The organism is Arthrobacter russicus (assembly GCF_031454135.1).
GTDB lineage: Bacteria > Actinomycetota > Actinomycetes > Actinomycetales > Micrococcaceae > Renibacterium > Renibacterium russicum.
Genome location: NZ_JAVDQF010000001.1, coordinates 796,217 through 813,927, shown reverse-complemented (window position 1 = coordinate 813,927; position 17,711 = coordinate 796,217). Strand labels below are relative to the sequence as shown.

General features: G+C 64.8%; 17 protein-coding genes. 6 read left to right on the top strand and 11 right to left on the bottom strand.

The genetic code is table 11. From position 1 onward, the window contains the following. Window positions 1–48: 48 nt before the first annotated feature. From rsgA to JOE69_RS03810, 3 genes are read right to left on the bottom strand one after another with little or no spacing between them, the layout of a single operon-like run. A complete protein-coding gene (rsgA, locus tag JOE69_RS03820; RefSeq protein WP_309796211.1) occupies window positions 49–1,137 on the bottom strand; it encodes a ribosome small subunit-dependent GTPase A in 1,089 nt (362 codons plus the stop codon). After that, window positions 1,137–2,465, bottom strand: coding sequence for a 3-phosphoshikimate 1-carboxyvinyltransferase (gene aroA, locus JOE69_RS03815; protein ID WP_374709667.1), 1,329 nt, complete (start codon window positions 2,463–2,465; stop codon window positions 1,137–1,139). Before aroA ends, rsgA begins: the two co-directional genes overlap by 1 nt. Further along, window positions 2,462–2,998, bottom strand: a complete 537-nt coding sequence (locus JOE69_RS03810; RefSeq protein WP_309796208.1) for a DoxX family protein — start codon at window positions 2,996–2,998, stop codon at window positions 2,462–2,464. Before JOE69_RS03810 ends, aroA begins: the two co-directional genes overlap by 4 nt. 109 nt (window positions 2,999–3,107) lie before the next feature. Between JOE69_RS03810 and JOE69_RS03805 the strand changes: the two genes are divergently transcribed. Both JOE69_RS03805 and rsrA read left to right on the top strand, forming a co-directional pair. Continuing rightward, window positions 3,108–3,890, top strand: coding sequence for a sigma-70 family RNA polymerase sigma factor (locus JOE69_RS03805; protein ID WP_309796205.1), 783 nt, complete (start codon window positions 3,108–3,110; stop codon window positions 3,888–3,890). Next, window positions 3,887–4,147 (top strand): mycothiol system anti-sigma-R factor, encoded by a 261-nt coding sequence (gene rsrA, locus JOE69_RS03800; protein ID WP_296363692.1) that lies wholly within the window; start codon window positions 3,887–3,889, stop codon window positions 4,145–4,147. Before JOE69_RS03805 ends, rsrA begins: the two co-directional genes overlap by 4 nt. Before the next feature lie 95 nt (window positions 4,148–4,242). Here rsrA and JOE69_RS17840 read toward each other — a convergent pair whose 3' ends face one another. The 8 genes from JOE69_RS17840 to JOE69_RS03765 all read right to left on the bottom strand — a co-directional run bounded on the left by JOE69_RS17840 (window position 4,243) and on the right by JOE69_RS03765 (window position 12,342). Further along, window positions 4,243–4,317 carry a 50S ribosomal protein bL37 gene (locus JOE69_RS17840; RefSeq protein ID WP_369299106.1) on the bottom strand — a complete coding sequence of 25 codons (75 nt, stop codon included), beginning with the start codon at window positions 4,315–4,317 and terminating at the stop codon, window positions 4,243–4,245. A gap of 135 nt (window positions 4,318–4,452) precedes the next feature. Continuing rightward, on the bottom strand, window positions 4,453–4,965 hold the full coding sequence (locus JOE69_RS03795; RefSeq protein WP_309796202.1) for a hypothetical protein: 513 nt from the start codon (window positions 4,963–4,965) through the stop codon (window positions 4,453–4,455). A gap of 189 nt (window positions 4,966–5,154) precedes the next feature. Then, a complete protein-coding gene (locus JOE69_RS03790; protein WP_309796200.1) occupies window positions 5,155–5,316 on the bottom strand; it encodes a hypothetical protein in 162 nt (53 codons plus the stop codon). A gap of 2 nt (window positions 5,317–5,318) precedes the next feature. Next, window positions 5,319–5,966, bottom strand: coding sequence for a PadR family transcriptional regulator (locus JOE69_RS03785; RefSeq protein ID WP_296363689.1), 648 nt, complete (start codon window positions 5,964–5,966; stop codon window positions 5,319–5,321). After that, window positions 5,966–6,805 (bottom strand): DUF4097 family beta strand repeat-containing protein, encoded by an 840-nt coding sequence (locus JOE69_RS03780; protein ID WP_309796197.1) that lies wholly within the window; start codon window positions 6,803–6,805, stop codon window positions 5,966–5,968. The genes JOE69_RS03785 and JOE69_RS03780 overlap by 1 nt, the downstream gene beginning before the upstream one ends. Beyond that, entirely contained in the window at window positions 6,802–7,647 is an 846-nt protein-coding gene (locus tag JOE69_RS03775) for a DUF4097 family beta strand repeat-containing protein (protein ID WP_309796193.1), read from the bottom strand. Before JOE69_RS03775 ends, JOE69_RS03780 begins: the two co-directional genes overlap by 4 nt. A 155-nt stretch (window positions 7,648–7,802) precedes the next feature. Beyond that, window positions 7,803–8,402: a GDSL-type esterase/lipase family protein gene (locus JOE69_RS03770; RefSeq protein WP_296363686.1), complete on the bottom strand. Its 600-nt coding sequence runs from the start codon at window positions 8,400–8,402 to the stop codon at window positions 7,803–7,805. Window positions 8,403–8,508: 106 nt separating this feature from the next. Continuing rightward, the gene (locus JOE69_RS03765) at window positions 8,509–12,342 is read right to left on the bottom strand and encodes a multifunctional oxoglutarate decarboxylase/oxoglutarate dehydrogenase thiamine pyrophosphate-binding subunit/dihydrolipoyllysine-residue succinyltransferase subunit (RefSeq protein WP_309796191.1); all 3,834 of its coding nucleotides are present in this window, start codon (window positions 12,340–12,342) and stop codon (window positions 8,509–8,511) included. A 169-nt stretch (window positions 12,343–12,511) separates the two neighbouring features. On the opposite strand from JOE69_RS03765, the gene guaB1 reads away from it, so the two are divergent. From guaB1 to JOE69_RS03745, 4 genes are all read left to right on the top strand, one after another. After that, window positions 12,512–14,017, top strand: a complete 1,506-nt coding sequence (gene guaB1, locus JOE69_RS03760) for a GMP reductase (RefSeq protein WP_309796188.1) — start codon at window positions 12,512–12,514, stop codon at window positions 14,015–14,017. A gap of 243 nt (window positions 14,018–14,260) precedes the next feature. Then, entirely contained in the window at window positions 14,261–15,592 is a 1,332-nt protein-coding gene (locus JOE69_RS03755) for a hemolysin family protein (protein ID WP_309796186.1), read from the top strand. Continuing rightward, the gene (locus tag JOE69_RS03750; RefSeq protein WP_309796184.1) at window positions 15,589–16,623 is read left to right on the top strand and encodes a hemolysin family protein; all 1,035 of its coding nucleotides are present in this window, start codon (window positions 15,589–15,591) and stop codon (window positions 16,621–16,623) included. Before JOE69_RS03755 ends, JOE69_RS03750 begins: the two co-directional genes overlap by 4 nt. A gap of 130 nt (window positions 16,624–16,753) precedes the next feature. Further along, complete coding sequence (locus JOE69_RS03745) at window positions 16,754–17,704, top strand: metal ABC transporter solute-binding protein, Zn/Mn family (protein WP_309796182.1); 951 nt, start codon at window positions 16,754–16,756, stop codon at window positions 17,702–17,704. Window positions 17,705–17,711: the final 7 nt, after the last annotated feature.

Here is a 17,711-nt window from a genome sequence, read left to right as displayed (position 1 = left end):
CCGGCTTTTTCCGGGTATTTCGCGGCACCGGCCGGCTCTGGAACCAGCTCAGTTCGTGGCCGTGGGGCTTCCGGAAACCGCTGCCAGGAGCCGCCGGAAGGAGGCCAGCCGGGCCGGCCCGCTGTCACCGGCGTGCCCGGCGGACACCCAGCCGTCCAAACCGCATTCCGGTGCGTCGTCGTCGTGCTTGCAGCCGCGCGGGCAGTCCTCGATGCCGGGTTCCAGGTCGGGGAACGCGCGCAGAATCCGGTTTGGATCGACCAAGGCCAGGCCGAAGGAGCGGATGCCGGGCGTGTCGATGATCCAGCTGCCCGGGCTGGGCTCGCCGGTCTGCACATCGACGAGTTTCAACGCCAAGGCCGAGGACGAGGTGTGCCGGCCGCGGCCGGTGACCGCGTTGACTCCGCCGGTGGCCCGGTTCGAGCCGGTCAGCGCGTTGACCATGGTGGATTTGCCGACGCCGGAGTGGCCCACCAGAACCGAGACTTTCCCGGCCAGGTGTTCGCTCAGACGTTCCACCGCATCGCTCTCCAGATGCGCCGTGCGGTGCTCGCCGGGTTGCGCCGAACCCTGCCCGACGGTTCGGCTCAGCACGATGGTGAAATCGAGTTGCTCATAGTGCGCCAGCAGTTCCGCCGGGTCTTTGACATCGGTTTTGGTGATCAGCAGGAGCGGGTCCAGACCAGCGTCGTAAGCGGCGACCAGAGCCCGGTCGATGAACCCGGTGCGCGGTTCCGGATTGGCCGCCGCAACCACGATCACCAATTGGTCCGCATTGGCCACCAGAACCCGTTCCACCGGATCGGTATCGTCGGCGGAACGACGCAACAGCGTCCGCCGGTCTTCGATCCGGACCAGCCGGGCCAAGGTGTCCGGCTCGCCCGAGGTGTCGCCGACCAAGGCCACGAAATCGCCGACCACGACCGGGGATCTACGCAACTCGCGGGCCCGGGCCGCGACCAGCAGCCGCTCGTCCGGTCCGGCTTCGTCCACGATTGCGGTGTACCTGCCGCGGTCTACCGTGATGATCCGGCCGATCAGCGCGTCCGCATGGGCCGGCCGGTCTTTGGTGCGCGGCTTGCTGCCCTTTTTGTTCGGCCGGATCCGGACGTCCGATTCATCCCAATCGCGGGCCACTAATGCTCCAGCATCCGGTGCCACAGCTGCGGGAACTCCGGCATGGTCTTCGCCGTAGTGGCGATGTCTTCGACCAGGATGCCGGGAACCGCGAGGCCCAGAATCGCGCCGGCCGTGGCCATCCGGTGGTCGGCATAGCTGTGGAACACGCCGGCGCGCAACGGCCGGGGGCGGATCAGCAGGCCGTCGGCGGTCTCTTCGACGTCGCCGCCCAAACCGTTGATCTCAGCGGCCAGGGCGGCCAGCCGATCGGTCTCGTGGCCGCGCAGGTGCGCAATGCCGCTCAACCGGCTGGGTCCTTCGGCGAGGGCGCAGAGCGCCGCCACGGTGGGGGCCAACTCCGAGGTGTCGGCGAGTTCCACGCCGCGGATCTGCGGCCCGCCGGTTACCGAGAGCACGCCGTCCTGGAGCGTCACCTCGGCACCGAACTGCTGCAGGATCTGGCGCCAGCTGTCCCCGACCTGGCTGGTGCCTTCCGGCCAACCCGGAATCCGGACCGTGCCGTGGGAGACCAATGCCGCAGCCAGGAACGGGCCGGCGTTGGAGAGGTCCTGTTCCACCTGGACGTCGAAGGCCCGGATCGGGCCGGGCGAGACGATCCAATGGCTGGGCACCGAGTCGTCGACCACGACGCCGGCCTCGCGCAGCACCCGGACGGTCATCGCGATGTGCTCCAGGCTCGGCACGGGCTTTCCGATGTGCTCCAGGTGCAGGCCTTCGGCGAACCGGGGCGCTGCCAGCAAGAGCGCGGAAACGAACTGCGAGGACGCGGAGGCGTCGAGGGCCAGGTAGCCGCCGCGCAGGCTGCCGGCCCCGTGCACGGTGAACGGGAGCGCGGTCGGCGCGCTGCCGCCGTCGTCGCTCAGCCGCACGCCGAGCGCGGAAAGCGCCTCGAGCACCGGACCCATCGGGCGGTTGCGGGCATGCGGGTCGCCGTCGAAGCGCACCGTCCCCGGCACCAGGGCGGCCAAGGGCGGGACGAAGCGCATGACGGTGCCGGCCAGGCCGCAGTCGACCGAGGTGGCGGCTACCGGCTTGCCGGCTTCGATCGGAGTGACCAGCAGGTCCGGTCCGAACGCGCCCTCGCCGCCGGCCTCCTCGATCTGCGCGCCGAGCCGACGCAGCGCGGCGATCATCAGGGCCGAATCCCTCGAGTGCAACGGGGCGCGCAGCCGGCTGGGCCCATCCGAGAGCGCAGCCAACACCAGATACCGGTTGGTCAACGACTTTGAGCCGGGCACCGTCAACGTTGCTTGGACCGGACTCTGGGCCGTGGGCGCCGGCCACAGTTCGGCCGCCGGGTTCCGGGTGATTGGATCCTGAATCACCGGGCTGGCACCGCACCGGCGATTCCGTCGGCGGCCTTCTGCACGGTCTTCTTGGCGCCCTTCTTAGCTGCTTTGAGCTGTTTCTTGCCGGCTTTTTTGCCGGATTCGGCCAAGTGTTCGGCGCGCCAAGCGAGCCCCGGCTTGCCGGCGGTGTCCACCGAGGCGAGCAGCACGCCGCCGAGCAGCGAGACGTTCTTGAGCAGCTGGTTGCGCTGCCAGCGCCGGCCTTCGGCGGTGGTGGTGTCCGCAGCGCCGAACTCCGCCGCCGCGTTTAACGTCGACGTGACGGTGAGCAGGAGGCCGGCGAAGCGCGGCAGCTTGCCGACGGCCAACAGGATGCCGGCAGCCAGCTGGACGCCGCCCACGGCCCGGGCCACGATTTTTTCGTCCGCACTGGGCACTGCGTTCGCGATCGGCCGCAGCACAATGCCGAGATTCTGCGCCGTCTCATCCGCATGTCGAATCCTCTCGACCCCGGCGACGATGAAACTCGAGGCGAGCAACGGGCGGGCGATGGTGCGGACGAGTGACATCAGGGGGCCTCCTATGAGTGGTGCTGGTCGCCTCTAGTCTGGCACTTTTGCGGAATAATTTCGCTTTCCGTCCAGTTTGCCCAGTGGTAAGCACAAACGGAAGGACACCATGGCTGAGTTGCTTTTGGCAGAAGCTGTGCCGGCGGAGGCGATTGCCCCGGACCGCGCTGCGGCAGGTGCCGGTCTTCAGCTGAGACTAGACTTGAAGGCAATGAGCAACGCGAGCAATGAAGTCCCGGCCACAGTGTCTGCGGAAGAATGGGTCGATCCGAGCACGGAATCGATCGAACAGCGGCGCGTCCGTTTCGAACGCGACGCCATGCAATATGTCGATCAGCTCTACTCGGCGGCAATGCGGATGGCGCGGAATCCCTCGGACGCCGAAGATCTGGTGCAGGAGGCCTACACCAAAGCTTTTTCGGCCTTCCACCAGTACAAGCCCGGCACGAACCTCAAGGCCTGGCTGTATCGGATCCTGACCAACACCTACATCAATCTGTACCGCAAGCGGCAGCGTGAGCCCTTGCAGTCCGGGTCGGACCAGATCGAGGATTGGCAATTGGCCCGGGCCGAATCGCATACCTCCTCGGGGCTGCGCAGCGCCGAAGCTGAAGCCCTGGACCACTTGCCGGATTCCGATGTGAAACGCGCCCTGCAGGCGATTCCAGAAGAATTCCGCTTGGCGGTCTACTTCGCGGACGTGGAGGGCTTCGCGTACAAGGAGATCTCGGACATCATGAACACGCCGATCGGAACTGTGATGTCCCGATTGCACCGTGGTCGGAAGATGTTGCGCGAGCTGCTGGCGGACTACGCCGCGGAGCGCGGATTCAGTGCTGCTGGAGTGGGCAGTGGAACACCGGACAGTGAAATTAAGGGAAGTGCGAAATGACTGACTGCCAAAGTCTGGGGGACTGCGAAGATTCGCGGGTCCAGAGGATTTACGAGTATTTGGACGGGGCGTTGTCCCACGACGACCTCGCCGAGATCAAGGAGCACCTGGATACCTGCGCGGATTGCGCCGGAGAACATGATCTGGAGTGCGTGATCCGGTCCGTGGTGAAGCGTTCCTGCACCGAGGTGGCGCCGGAGAACCTCAAGGCGTCGATCTTGGAGCGGATCCATGCGGCCAAAGCAGTCGATGCCTGAGCCGGTGGTAGCCTGACCCGGTGGTCGGCGCACCGGACTGCTCCGGGCAAGAAAAAACCCCTGCGGCCTGATGGCAGCAGGGGTTTTCTCACGTCTCAGGTGTTGGGGCGCTTACCGTGGTTCGCGCCGCCACGCTTCCGGTCACGACGCTTGCGTGCACGCTTGGACATAGCAGCCTCCATTCCTCTATCGATGCTGAAACTTCGAGCAGGTCCTCGAAACGGACCTGAAAAGATTCGGATACAAGTCTTTCACACCTTCCGCGCTGGGCCTAACCGGGAATCCGGTGGCTGGGTCGATCGAGGCTAGGGGGTGATTTGCAGCGGGGACACCGGCATCGCGCACGATGCGCGTTGGATGGCCTCCGCCGTCCCGGCCGCGCGGTTGTTTTTGCCGGTGTCATCGCACCAATCGATGTTGTAGGGCGCGGCGCTCACCGCTGCCTCGCCGGCAGCCGCTCCTGCCGGGACTTCGAAGCTGAAACTGAAGCCGCCGGCATCGTTCATCGGCGCAATGGTGCTGAGGATTTCCGCCTGCATCGCGTCGATGACGGTCACCTGGATCCGGGCAGCTGCGCCGTATCGCGGGTTGCACGTGGAATCTGGCGCGCTGACCGTCACCTGCTCGCCGACTTTCGCACTGGACGGATTCACCGAAAAGCCCGGCGGGCCGCAGGGCAGCAAGCTGCCGGGCGGCAGACTGCCGGGCGGCCTTGTGCATCCGGCAAGCGAACCGGCGGCCAAGGCAATGCTGGCCGGCACGATCAGCAACGAGCGCCAATCGCCGACAAAAACACCGGAAGTGCGCCGAGCCTTCATCTGCCCATTATTGGCGAGCTTGCCACGATCGGGCAGTCGGACCGGTGATTCGTCGCGGAATCGTTGCCTTTGGGGGAGCGGGACCTCGGGGACCGGTTCTGCGCGGTCCCACGCGACGGACTCGGGCGCCGAGTCCGGGCTCAAGAGGCTATTTTCGAAACGAATGCCGTCGGCGGTGCCTTCCCGGGCTCAACCGGGCAGCTGGTAGGCGACGACGAGTGCTGCCGAGGCAGCGTCCCGGTCGGCGATCAGCCGGAAGTCCGGGACCGCCGTGCCGGGGAGGTTCTGCCGATTCCGCCGGGTTGCGGTATCGATGCGCCGCGGTGCCAGATAGTTCCGGGCGAGGTGCATGGCTAGTCCTCTCGGGGTTGTGTTGCCGGATTGCGTTGGTCCTTCGGGTCGCCGAGCGTGGTCCGGATCGCAATTGCTGCTTGGTCCAGAACCGTTCGGATGGTTTCCAAAGTGATGTCGCTGAGCACATCCTGCCGGGCATACTGCCGCAGTTCGACCCGCATCTCATCGCGGAAGGTCTGCAGCAGCATTTCGGCTTCTTTGAGCAGCCGTTGGTTGGTGGGGGAATAGCGCCCGGCTTCGGGCATCTTCCGGGCCACGCTCCGGGCCGCTTCCGCGGTCGCCGCCAAATCAGCACGCAAGCCTTTCATGTTCGTCCGGATGTCTTGGCGCAGATCGTCGGCCAGCCGTCGGACCGAAGCCGAAATGTCCTGCTCGACTTCGTCGAGTTCGGTGCGGCGGGCGGCCACCTCGGCCCGTCCGGCATCGGTGATCTGGTACACCGTCCGACGTCCATCGGCGGCGGTGGCCACCAGGCCTTCTTCTTCGAGTTTCGCCAGGCGCGGGTAGACCGTGCCGGCGCTCGGCGAATAGGTGCCGCCGAACCGGTCGCTGAGCGCCCGGATTACGTCGTAACCGTGTTTCGGGCCTTCCTCGAGCAGCGCCAGCAGATACAGCCGCAGCGCACCGTGCGCGAAAACCGGGGGCATCAGCTGGCCTCCTTGATCCGGTGGAACACCGAAACGGCGCCGGACACCGAAATGCAGCCGATCTGCACCGAGTTGGCGGACCGCTCGCCGAAACTGCGCTTGGTGTTGCCCAGTACCTTGAAGTTCTCGTCGTCGACCGTGATCTGGCTGGCAACCGAGGTGACCGACAAATCGACTCCCAGATCCTCGGGAAGCCGGATCAGCACCGCGCCCGATACCGAATTCGTGGAGATCTTCCGGACCGGCCCCCAGCAATCGAAGGTCATGTCCCCGGTGCCGGAGTTAGCTTTGATTCCAGAGAGATTGCCTGAACCGGTGAGCTCGCCGGAAACCGAGTTGAGCGCAAGGTCTCCGCTGTGATTGCGCACAATCGCCTCGCCGGAGACCGTATTCGCACCCAAGGAACCCTCGGTCGAATCGCTGATCACCGAACCGGAGACCGACGAGACCCTGATCCGACCGGCCAGCCCGGAGACCAGGCCGTCGCCGCTGACGGTTCCGGCATCGACGTCGGTGCCGGCCGGAACCGCGATCGTGATCACCAAACGATTGGGCTGGTCAAACCGATTGGGCTGGTCAAACTGGTTGTCGGGGCCGCTCGGATGGCGCTTGTTCAACCAGCGCGCGGCGTCGTGATGGCCGTGCCGGATCTCCAGATGGCCGGCGTCGGCATGGATTTCCAAGGGATCGCCCTCGAGCTCGCTGATCGTGATCCGGGCCACCGGTTCGTCGTGGGCCACCACGTCGAACCGGCCGGACACCGCGGCCAACTTGATGCTCCGGATGTCGTCGATCTCCAAAGTCTGCGGGGTCTCGATGCTCCAATGGTTCCCGCTCATGCGCCGGTTCCTTCGGATTCGGCCGGAATCGCATGGACCACCGAAATGTCCCCGGAAACCGAATTCCCGGAGATCCGCAATTGCGGCTGTGCCGGGCCGGAGCTGGTTCTGACCCTTTGACCGGTGCCGGTGAACTTCTGGTCGTCCAGGATCACCCGGCCGGACACGGTTTTCAGATCGAGTGCGGCGCCCACTGCAGCCGGCACCCGAACGGTCACGTCTCCGGAGACGCTGGTCAAGTCCAAAACGTCGGGGGAGCCGTGGAAATCGAAGCCCAGATCCCCGCTGACGGTCTTGGCACGCACTCCCATGAGTTCGCCGGACGCGGTGATTTCGCCGCTAACGCTTTTTGCGCCGAAGCGGCCGGAATGGCCGCGCACGATGATTTCCCCGCTCACCGTATCCACTTCGAGGTCTCCGCGGGTGCCGTCGGCGATGATCGAACCGGAGACCGTGCTCAGCTCGCTGTCCGCCTGGATTCCGCTGATCAGGCCTTCGCCGTTGACCGTGGAGGCGCGCACCGGGGTTCCGGCCGGTACCGCGATGCTCACGATGATCCGTTGGTTGGTCATGCTGCTGAGCCGCTTGAGCCAGCCCAACGGATTCTGATCCCGGTGTTCGACGTGCAACACTCCATTGCGTAGCCCGATTTCCAAGTTGGTGCCGCTGATCTGGGCGACTTCCACCCGGGTCACCGGTTCGTCGTGGGTGATCACGTCGAGCCGGCCGCCGACGATCGCGACTTTGAGTTCGCGGACGTCGTCGATGTCGATGGTCTGCGCGGAGTCCAGGCTCCAGTGCGCAGCCGGCGGCACGAATTCGGTTGGATCTTGCTGTTCCATGGTTCCTCCTAGATCGCGTTATATCGCGTTTATGTGTTCACGATATAACGCGTCTAGGGCAAGGTCAAGATATATCGCGTCTTTGGTTTCCCGGGTCGCCCGGAGTTGTTGCGCCTGGAGACGCGCGGGCAGCGCTTGTGGTTTCTCGTGGACGCTCAGACGGAGTCGGGGATCCCCAGCCACTGGAACCAGCCGCGGTGCAGCACCAGCCAAGCCATCAGGCCGTAACCGGCCTGCCCGGGCGTTCCACCGTTCGCGGCCAGATCGGTACGCCACTGTTCGTGGTTGAGCAACGGCGAGAAGGTGTCCACGTAAACGTGCCGACGCCGGGTGGTCACATCGGCGAATGCGGTATTGAGTTCGCTGAGCTTGCGGTTGGCACTCTGGTCCAAGCCCGGCGGCGGTCCGACCACGAATACCGGGACGCTCAGCTGCGCTGCGCCATCGAGGATGTTGGCCAGGTTGAGCCGGCTCCGAGCGGTGGACAGGCCCAGCTCGATGTCCCGGTCGGAGAGACCGATGATCAGCCGGTTCTCATGGAAATCATCGAAGCGCCGGCCCGATTCGGAGAGCCACCGGGCCGCCAGGGCTTCGGTGCCCTCCTGCGGGCAGGCCAGCGAATAGGGTTCAAGCGAGATCTCTTCTTGCGGAGTGCGTGCCAGTACTCTGCCGATCCAGCCCAAAGCCCTCGGGTCGCCATGGCCGGCAAGCAGCTCGTCGCCGACTGCAGCCAGACGGATCTTCCTCTGCTCCACACTTACCTACTTTTCGTTCTTTATGGCTTTCGGATGTTTTGAACAGTACTCGTCCGGACACGCCGATGCCCAGTCCGCTCGTTGCGGACTGGGCATCGGCAGTGGGTCAGCGAGCGAAGACCTTGCCCACAAGTTGTTCCTGCTCAGCCGCATGGCGCTTTGCGGAACCGGTGGCGGTGGACGCCGAAGCAGCCCGGGACACCAGGCGGACGCCGCGTTCCAGAGCCTGCGGCAGGTTCAAGCCCATGAACGGCCAAGGGCCCTGGTTGGCCGGCTCGTCCTGCGCCCAGACGACCTCGGCATTCGGGTACTTCGCCAGTTCGGCTTCGATCTCTCCGACCGGCAGCGGGTAGAGCTGCTCCACCCGGACCAGAGCGGTTGATTCGTCTCCGGACTTCTGCCGTGCCGCGAGCAGATCGTAGTAGAGCCGTCCGGAGACCAGTACTACCCGGTCCACGGTTGCCGTCGCCGGCAACTGGGCATCGCCGATTACCGGGCGGAAAGTCCCGGTGGTGAATTCTTCGACTGGCGACGCGGCAGCCTTCAACCGCAGCAATTGCTTCGGCGTGAAGACGATGAGCGGCTTGCGGGGCCGGCTGAAGGCCTGGCGCCGGAGCAGATGGAAATGCGATGCCGGAGTCGAAGGCTGGGCGACGACCATGTTGTTCTCGGCACACATCTGCAAATAGCGTTCGATCCGGGCCGAGGAGTGGTCCGGGCCCTGGCCCTCGTAACCGTGCGGCAGCAGCAGAGTCAACGAAGAACGCTGGCCCCATTTCTGTTCGGCCGAGGAAATGAACTCGTCGACCACGGTCTGCGCACCATTGGCGAAGTCGCCGAACTGCGCTTCCCAGAGCACCAAGGCGTCCGGGCGCTCCACCGAGTAACCGTACTCGAACGCCATCGCGGCGAATTCGCTCAACAGCGAATCGTAGATCCACAGCTTCGCCTGGTCCTCGGTCAAATTGGAAAGCGGGGTCCATTCGGCGCCGTTGAGCCGGTCATGGAAGACCGCGTGCCGCTGCACGAAGGTGCCGCGGCGGGAATCCTGCCCGGCCAACCGGACCGGCACGCCTTCCATGAGCAACGATGCGAAGGCGGCCAATTCGCCGAAGCCCCAATCGATGCCGCCTTCCCGGGACATGACTTCGCGCTTCTCCAACAGGGCCTTGAGCTTCGGGTGCACGGTGAAGCCCTCGGGCACGGCCAAGTGCGCCGCGCCGACCTTGGCCAGCGTCTCGGCGCTGATCGCCGTCGTGGTCGGGGTGTTGGAGCCGGAATCGGCTTGTTGCGCGATCGGCCGTTCCAGGTCGGAAACCGCCTGCGAATCGGAGGTGATCACCGGGATCGGCGAGGTCTGCGCCGCGTGCGTTTCGGCGAACACCCGTTCCAGCCGTTCCTGGTAATCGCGCAGCAGCTGCTCGGCTTCTTCGCTCGTGATGTCGCCGCGGCCGATCAGAGACTCGGTATACAGCCGGCGAACTGAGCGCTTGGCTTCGATCAGGTTGTACATCATCGGCTGGGTCATCGAGGGGTCATCGCCCTCGTTGTGCCCGCGGCGGCGGTAACAGACCAGATCGATCACGACGTCTTTGTGGAAGCGCTCGCGGAACTGGTAAGCCATCTGGGCCACCCGGACCACGGCTTCCGGGTCATCGCCATTGACGTGGAACACCGGGGACTGGATCATCTTCGCCACGTCGGTGGAGTAGACCGACGAGCGCGAGGAGGACGGCGAAGTGGTGAATCCGACCTGGTTGTTCACCACGACGTGGATCGTGCCACCGGTCCGGTAACCGCGAAGCTGGGACAAGTTGAGCGTCTCGGCCACCACGCCCTGGCCCGCGAAGGCCGCGTCGCCGTGGATCAGCACCGGCAGCACCGGGAATGCCTCGCCCTGGTTGAGCCGGTCCTGCTTGGCCCGGACAATGCCTTCCAGCACGCCGTCGGCGGCTTCCAAGTGCGAGGGATTGGCCGCCAAGTAGACCTTGGTTTCATTGCCGCTGTCCGAGGTGAAGGTCCCCTCGGTGCCCAAGTGGTATTTCACATCGCCGGACCCCTGCACGCTGCGCGGGTCTTGCACGCCTTCGAACTCGCGGAAAACCTGGGCATAGGTTTTGCCGGCGATATTGGTGAGCACGTTCAGCCGGCCACGGTGCGCCATGCCGATCGCAACCTCGTCGAGGCCGTCGTCGGCGGCGTCCGAAAGAATCGAATCCAACAACGGGATCAAGGATTCGCCGCCTTCGAGCGAGAACCGCTTCTGGCCGACGAATTTGGTCTGCAAGAAGGTTTCGAAGGCCTCGGCGGCATTCAGTTTGGAGACGATCCGCAGCTGCTCTTCGCGGCTGGGCTTGGAATACGGGTGCTCCAGCTCGTCCTGGAACCACTTGCGCTGTTCCGGATCCTGCAGATGCATGTATTCGATGCCGGTGGTCCGGCAATAAGCGTCCCGGAGCACGCCGAGGATATCCCGGAACTTCAGGCTGTCCTTGCCGCCGAAGCCGCCGGTGGGCCACTCCCGGTCGAGGTCCCACAAGGTCAGGCCGTGGTTGAGCACATCCAAATCGGGGTGCTTGCGCTGGACGTACTCGAGCGGATCTGTATCCGCCATCAAGTGGCCGCGCACCCGGTAGGCGTGGATCAGCTGTTGGATCCGGGCGACCTTGTTGATCTGGTCGAAGGGATCCACCTGGACGTCGGGGCTCCAGCGGACCGGCTCGTACGGGATCCGGAGGGCTTCGAAGATGTCGTCGTAGAAGTTGTCCGCGCCAAGCAGCAACTGATGCACGAGCTTGAGGAATTCGCCGCTGCCGGCACCCTGGATGACCCGGTGGTCGTAGGTCGAGGTGAGCGTGATGACTTTGCTGATCGCATTCTTGGCGATGATCCGTTCGCTGGTGCCCTGGAATTCCGCAGGGTAGTCCAGCGCGCCGACGCCGATGATGCTCGCCTGGCCTTTGGAAAGCCGGGGCACCGAATGCACGGTGCCGATGCCGCCGGGGTTGGTCAACGACACCGTGGTGCCGGCGTAATCGTCGGCGGTCAGCTTGCCGGCCCGGGCGCGTTTGATCAGATCTTCATAGGTGTGCCAGAACTCGGCGAAACTCAGCGTTTCGGCCTTTTTGATGTTCGGCACGACGAGCAGCCGGGAGCCGTCCGGCTTCGGCATGTCGATGGCGATGCCGAAGTTCACGTGCGCCGGCTGCACCGCGACCGGCTTGCCGTCCACCTCGTCATAGTGCACGTTCATCGACGGGAATTGCTTGAGCGCCCGGATCACCGCGTAGCCGATCAGGTGCGTGAAGGACACCTTGCCGCCCCGGGCCCGGGCCAGGTTCGAGTTGATCACGAGGCGATTGTCGATCAGCAACTTCGCCGGAATCGCGCGCACGCTGGTTGCGGTGGGCACCTGGAGACTGCTGATCATGTTGGTCGCGATGGCCTTGGCCGGACCGCGCAGCACGTCGACCCGGTCCTCGTCCGGAACCGCGGTGCTCTTCGCGGTGGGCGGCAATTGGGCCGGGATGGGGGCGGTGGCGCTCTTCGGCGCGCGGACTCCGGGGGTGGCCGGTTTGGCGTCCGGGGCCGCGGCGGCAGCCGGTGCTTCCGGGGCCGCGGCGGCAGCCGGTGCCGGGGCGGAAGCCGGGGGCTGGCTCGGCGCGGCGGGCGCTTCGGTTGCCGGGGCCGCTTGCGGCACCACGGGCAGCGGACGGGTCACCGGGCGCGGTTCGCTGCCGGCGGCTGGCGCAGCATGCTTCCCGTTGCCGCCATCGGCCGCGGAACCAGCGGAATTCTCGGCGTCGATGGAAGCGAACAGGGGCCACCACTTCTCGTCCACCGAGTTCTTGTCCTGCCGGTACTTTTCGTACAGTTCATCGACGAGCCATTCGTTTCCGCCGAACTCTTCGGTCAAACGAGGAATGGATTGTTCTGGCACCTGAAATACGCCTCTTCCATGAGCTTCAAGACATTGCCGTCCGGGTCTCAGTCTAGTAACGCTTTGGCCGCACAATCCAATTAGAACTGCATGTTTTCACATTCTGTGTCGCAGGCCACATGGATTCGGCGCTGGTTCGGCGTCGGCGACCGCGCATAGACTGGAAACCATGCGATTCATCGAGACGGCGACCGAACGTTCTGCTCAGGATTCCAGGGCAGGAGCCACCGATCTGACCTATTCGGACGTGTTCCTGGTGCCCTCGCGTTCCGAGGTGATTTCCCGTCTCGACGTCGATCTCTCCAGCGACGACGGCACCGGGACGACGATCCCCTTGGTCGTGGCCAATATGACCGCGGTCACCGGCAAGCGGATGGTGGAGACCATGGCCCGCCGGGGCGGCTTGGCGGTCCTGCCGCAGGACATTCCGCTGCCGGTGCTGCGCGAAGTCACCGAGTGGGTCAAATCCCGGGACCCGCTGTTCGAAACCCCGGTGACCTTGTCGGCGGGGGACACCGTGATCGACGCCTTGCACCTGATCGACAAGCGCGCGCACGGCGCGGTAGTGGTGACGGCCCCCGATGGAACGTTCCAAGGTGTGGTTTCCGCCGCCGATTGCGAGGGCGTGGACCGGTTCAGCTCGCTCGGCTCGGTGATGCGCAGCACGGTGGTCACCATCGATGCCGCCTTGTTCGACGGCGTTGCGGACCACCGGGCCGCGTTGCAGCAGGCCTTCGAATTGCTCGACGGCGCGCCGGGCGGTTTCGCTCCGGTACTGCGCTCCGATGCCGGCGGGAACCGGAAGCTGGTCGGCGCCTTGACCCGGAACGGGGCGTTGCGCTCCACGATCTACCAGCCGGCCCTGGATTCGGCAGGGCGGCTCCGGGTGGCCGCGGCGGTGGGGATCAACGGCGATGTGCAGGCCAAAGCCGCGGCACTGCTCGAGGGCGGGGTGGATTGCCTGGTGGTGGACACCGCGCACGGGCATCAGCGCAAAATGTTCGAGGCGCTCGCCGCGGTCCGCGAGCTGAGTCCGAAGGTGCCGATCGTGGCCGGAAACGTGGTCAGTGCCGATGGCGTCCGGGATTTGGTGGAAGCCGGCGCGGACATCGTCAAAGTGGGCGTCGGGCCGGGGGCGATGTGCACCACCCGGATGATGACCGCCGTGGGTCGGCCGCAGTTCTCCGCGGTGCTGGAATGTGCTGGGGCCGCGCGCGAGCTGGGCAAGTCGATCTGGGCCGACGGCGGGGTGCGCTACCCGCGCGACGTCGCCCTCGCGCTCGCCGCCGGGGCGAGCCAAGTGATGATCGGTTCCTGGTTTGCCGGCACTTACGAAAGCCCCGGCGATTTGCTGGTGGACTCGGCGGGCCGGCGTTACAAGGAAAGCTTCGGGATGGCCAGCGCCCGGGCGGTGCAGAACCGGACGCAGCGCGAAGGGGCGTTCGACCGGGCCCGGAAAGCGCTTTTCGAGGAAGGCATTTCCTCCTCGAAGATGTATCTCGACCCGGCCCGGCCTGGTGTGGAGGACTTGCTCGACATGATCACTTCGGGGCTGCGCAGCTCCCTGACTTACGCCGGGGCCACTGATTTGGCCCAGTTCCGCGAAAAAGCCCTGGTCGGAATCCAGTCCGCGGCGGGTTACGAAGAAGGCCGCCCGCTGCAACAGAGCTGGTAGGAGTCGCCGAGGGGTTCCCACGTCCGGTAGACTGTGAGGACTATGGACTACCACTCTAGGAGCCGGCAGCCGATCCGTACTACGGTCGAGGCACTTGCCGGCACAGCCCTATCCGATATCCCTGCGCTTGAGAACTCCGCAGCCGGCGGCCAATTGCCCGGCGAGTTCGGCCAGGACGACCAACCTCCATCAATTGCAGCGCATTGCGCGCGCAGATCAGCCGCGACGGCGGTGATCCGGTAAATGGAATGGCTGCTTTTAGTCGTCGGCGTGTTCCTTATTCTAGGTACCGGATTTTTCGTGGCGGTCGAATTTTCCCTGGTCGCGCTGGACCAGACCATGGTCCAGAAAGCGGTGGCAGGCGGCGATCGGGGTGCTGAACCCTTGTTGCGGTGTCTCAAATCGCTTTCCACCCAGCTCTCGAGCTGCCAGTTGGGCATCACGCTGACCACTTTGCTCACTGGTTTCGTGATGGAGCCCTCTTTGGGTGCACTGCTGGCCGGTCCGGTGGCCACCTTGGGCATTCCGCCGCAAATCGCCTCGACGATCTCCTTGGTCATCGCCTTGGTGCTGGCGACGTTGCTGTCGATGCTGCTGGGCGAATTGGTGCCCAAGAACATGGCGATTGCCCGGGCTTTCGTCGTCGGGAAGCTTTTGGCCCGGCCGCAATTGATGTTCACTGCGGTGTTCCGGCCGGCGATCGTGTTGCTGAACGGGTTCTCGAATCGGGTGCTGTATCTCTTCGGCATTGAAGCCAAAGAAGAGATTTCTGGGGCGCGTAGTCCGGCCGAATTGGCTTCGCTGGTCCGGCGTTCTGCGGAAATGGGCACCTTGGCTGCGGGGACCGCGAACTTCCTGGCTCGTTCGCTGCAATTTTCGGAGCGTACCGCCGCCGATGTGATGACGCCGCGGATCCAGGCGGAGATGATTGACATCGACGCCCCGTTGACCGATGTCATCGATGCCGCCCGACGCACTGGGTTCTCCCGCTTCCCGGTAACCGGCGATTCCGCCGACGACGTCCGGGGCGTGGTCCACGTCAAACGGGCAATCGCGGTGCCCACCGACAAACGCGAAGGATTGCAGGCCGGAACCATCAAGGAGGACGTGCTCCGGGTTCCGGAAACCATCCATCTCGATGCCTTGCTGCGCGAGCTGCGCGGCGGCAACCTCCAATTGGCCATCGTGGTCGACGAGTACGGCGGCACTGCCGGGGTCGTGACCTTGGAGGACCTAGTGGAAGAGATCGTCGGCGAAGTCGAAGACGAACACGACCACACGACGCCGGGCGTCCTGCAGAGCACCACCGGAGACTGGCACTTCCCGGGGCTGATGCGTCCGGATGAAATCACCGACCAGATTCCGGGGCTGCGAGTTCCAGATGAGGCCAGCTACGAGACGGTCGGCGGCTTTTTGATGGCCGGCCTGGGCCGGATCCCCGCCGTCGGCGACACCGTGGAGACGGTGGGTGGCGTTTTGGAGGTGGAGCGGATGGACGGCAAACGGGTGGACCGGGTGCGGTTCATCCCGATTGCCGAGGATGCTTTGCCCGCGGCTGAAGGGCGGGAACGATGAGCGACTGGGGCGGAATCGTCTGGCTGGTGGTGTTGCTGCTGGCGAACGCATTCTTCGTAGGCGCCGAGTTCGCGATCATGAGCGCGCGTCGAAGCCAGATCGAGCCGCTTGCTGAGGCGGGTTCAAAGCGGGCCCGGACCACGCTTTACGCGATGGAACACGTCTCGCTCATGCTCGCCTGCGCGCAGCTGGGCATCACCGTGGCCTCGTTGTTGATCCTGCAGGTCGCGGAGCCGGCGATCAAGTACTTGATCCTCGGTCCGGTCGTGGACCTGGGCGTCCCGGAGAGCATCGCCTCGCCGGCGGTCTTCATCCTGGTGTTGTTATTGGTGACCTTCTTGCACGTGACCTTCGGCGAAATGGTGCCGAAGAACATCTCGGTCTCGGTGGCGGACAAGGCCGCATTGGTCTTGGCTCCGCCGCTGGTCTGGGTTTCCAAGGTGGTCCGGCCGCTGATTTTCAGCTTGAACTGGGTGGCGAACCACATCATCCGCTGGTTCAAGGTGGAGCCCAAGGACGAAGTAACCTCCAGCTTCACGCTCGAAGAGGTGCAGTCGATCGTTGCGGAGTCGACCAAGCACGGTCTGGTCGATGACCAGACCGGGCTGCTCAGCGGTGCCTTGGAGTTCTCCGAGCGCACCGCGGGCCAGGTCATGGTGCCCTTGGAATCCCTGCATACGCTGTTCGCCTCGGCCACGCCCTTGGATGTCGAAGCAGCGGTGCGGCACACCGGATTCTCGCGGTTCGTGCTTTCCGACGATGCGGGCAACCTGACCGGCTATGTGCACATCAAGGACGTCCTGAATGTCCCCGAAGACGAATACGAGATGCCATTGGCCGAATCCCGGGTCCGGACCCTGGTAAACCTGGATCAGGCCGAAGAAATCGAAGACGCCTTGCGCATCATGCAGCGTACCGGATCGCACCTGGCCCGGGTGATCGCTGCGGACGGGAGCACCAGCGGAGTGCTCTTCCTGGAAGACGTGATCGAAGAACTCGTGGGCGAGATCAGGGAGCGGGAACTGCGCTGAGCGGGTTGTCCGATCCCTCGTTTATGCGAATGATTCCTGGTTGGCTTATGCTGGAGAACGTGCTTATTGCACATCGTTCTCGATAGCTGGTCGATTCCAGCGAAACACAGCTGAGGAAACTGAGGTCATCATGCGGCGTTTGCCAAGCCCCTCGTCCGTCCGTCCGGCGCGGGCCGCGCTCACTGCGCTCGCCGCCGCTGGCTTGGCCCTCGGCTTGGCCGCCTGCGGCGGTTCGAGCGGATCCCCGCAGGCCTCCGGAGGCAGCTCCGGGACACAGCGCATCGAGGTGGTCGCGGTGACCAACGTCTACGGCGACATCGTGTCGAAGATCGGTGGGGACCGGGTCAAGGTCACCTCGATCATCGCCAATGCCAGCCAGGATCCGCACTCCTATGAGACCACTGCGCAGGACAAGCTGGCGGTGAGCAAAGCCGCCCTGCTGATCGAAAACGGCGGCGGCTACGACGACTTCTTCAGCAAGTTGGCCGAGGGCGCCGACCCGGGCAAACTCATCGACGTCGTGGAACTTTCCGGGTTGAAGACCGCTGCGAATTCCGAGGATTTCAACGAGCACGTCTGGTACTCCTTGCCGTCGGTGAGCAAACTCGCCGACCGGATCGCCCAGAAACTCGGTGGGATCGATACCGCTAACGCGGCCGAATTCACCGCGAATGCGGAAAAGTTCAAAGCCTCGGTGGCGCAGATCGAAACCGTCTTGGCCGGGGTGAAGTCCGGCTCCGAGGGGCAGCCGGTGGCGATCACCGAGCCGGTTCCGCTGTGGATGCTGCAGAGCGCCGGACTGGTGAACAAAACCCCGGAGGAGTACAGCCATGCCATCGAAGAAGGTTCCGATGTGCCGCCTGCGGTGCTCAAGGCGGCGAGCGACCTGCTCAGTTCCAAGAGCGTGAGATTCCTGGCCTACAACGATCAGACCGAGGGGCCGCAGACCGAGTCGCTGAAAAAGGCCGCGGAGGCGGCGGGAGTGCCAGTGGTCAATTTCTCGGAAACGCTGCCGGAGGGCCAAGATTACCTGGGATGGATGACGCAGAATGCGAACCACATCGCCGATGCCTTGAAGTAAGACCACC

What these genes read in the sequence shown, in the direction of transcription:
- JOE69_RS03755 (WP_309796186.1), top strand. Translation starts at nt 14,261, where the DNA reads ATGGAATGGCTGCTTTTAGTCGTCGGCGTGTTCCTTATTCTAGGTACC.
- JOE69_RS03810 (WP_309796208.1), bottom strand. Translation starts at nt 2,998, where the DNA reads ATGTCACTCGTCCGCACCATCGCCCGCCCGTTGCTCGCCTCGAGTTTC.
- JOE69_RS03785 (WP_296363689.1), bottom strand. Translation starts at nt 5,966, where the DNA reads ATGCCCCCGGTTTTCGCGCACGGTGCGCTGCGGCTGTATCTGCTGGCG.
- JOE69_RS03790 (WP_309796200.1), bottom strand. Translation starts at nt 5,316, where the DNA reads ATGCACCTCGCCCGGAACTATCTGGCACCGCGGCGCATCGATACCGCA.
- JOE69_RS03745 (WP_309796182.1), top strand. Translation starts at nt 16,754, where the DNA reads ATGCGGCGTTTGCCAAGCCCCTCGTCCGTCCGTCCGGCGCGGGCCGCG.
- JOE69_RS03805 (WP_309796205.1), top strand. Translation starts at nt 3,108, where the DNA reads ATGGCTGAGTTGCTTTTGGCAGAAGCTGTGCCGGCGGAGGCGATTGCC.
- guaB1 (WP_309796188.1), top strand. Translation starts at nt 12,512, where the DNA reads ATGCGATTCATCGAGACGGCGACCGAACGTTCTGCTCAGGATTCCAGG.
- JOE69_RS03750 (WP_309796184.1), top strand. Translation starts at nt 15,589, where the DNA reads ATGAGCGACTGGGGCGGAATCGTCTGGCTGGTGGTGTTGCTGCTGGCG.
- rsrA (WP_296363692.1), top strand. Translation starts at nt 3,887, where the DNA reads ATGACTGACTGCCAAAGTCTGGGGGACTGCGAAGATTCGCGGGTCCAG.
- JOE69_RS03775 (WP_309796193.1), bottom strand. Translation starts at nt 7,647, where the DNA reads ATGGAACAGCAAGATCCAACCGAATTCGTGCCGCCGGCTGCGCACTGG.
- JOE69_RS03795 (WP_309796202.1), bottom strand. Translation starts at nt 4,965, where the DNA reads ATGAAGGCTCGGCGCACTTCCGGTGTTTTTGTCGGCGATTGGCGCTCG.
- JOE69_RS03780 (WP_309796197.1), bottom strand. Translation starts at nt 6,805, where the DNA reads ATGAGCGGGAACCATTGGAGCATCGAGACCCCGCAGACTTTGGAGATC.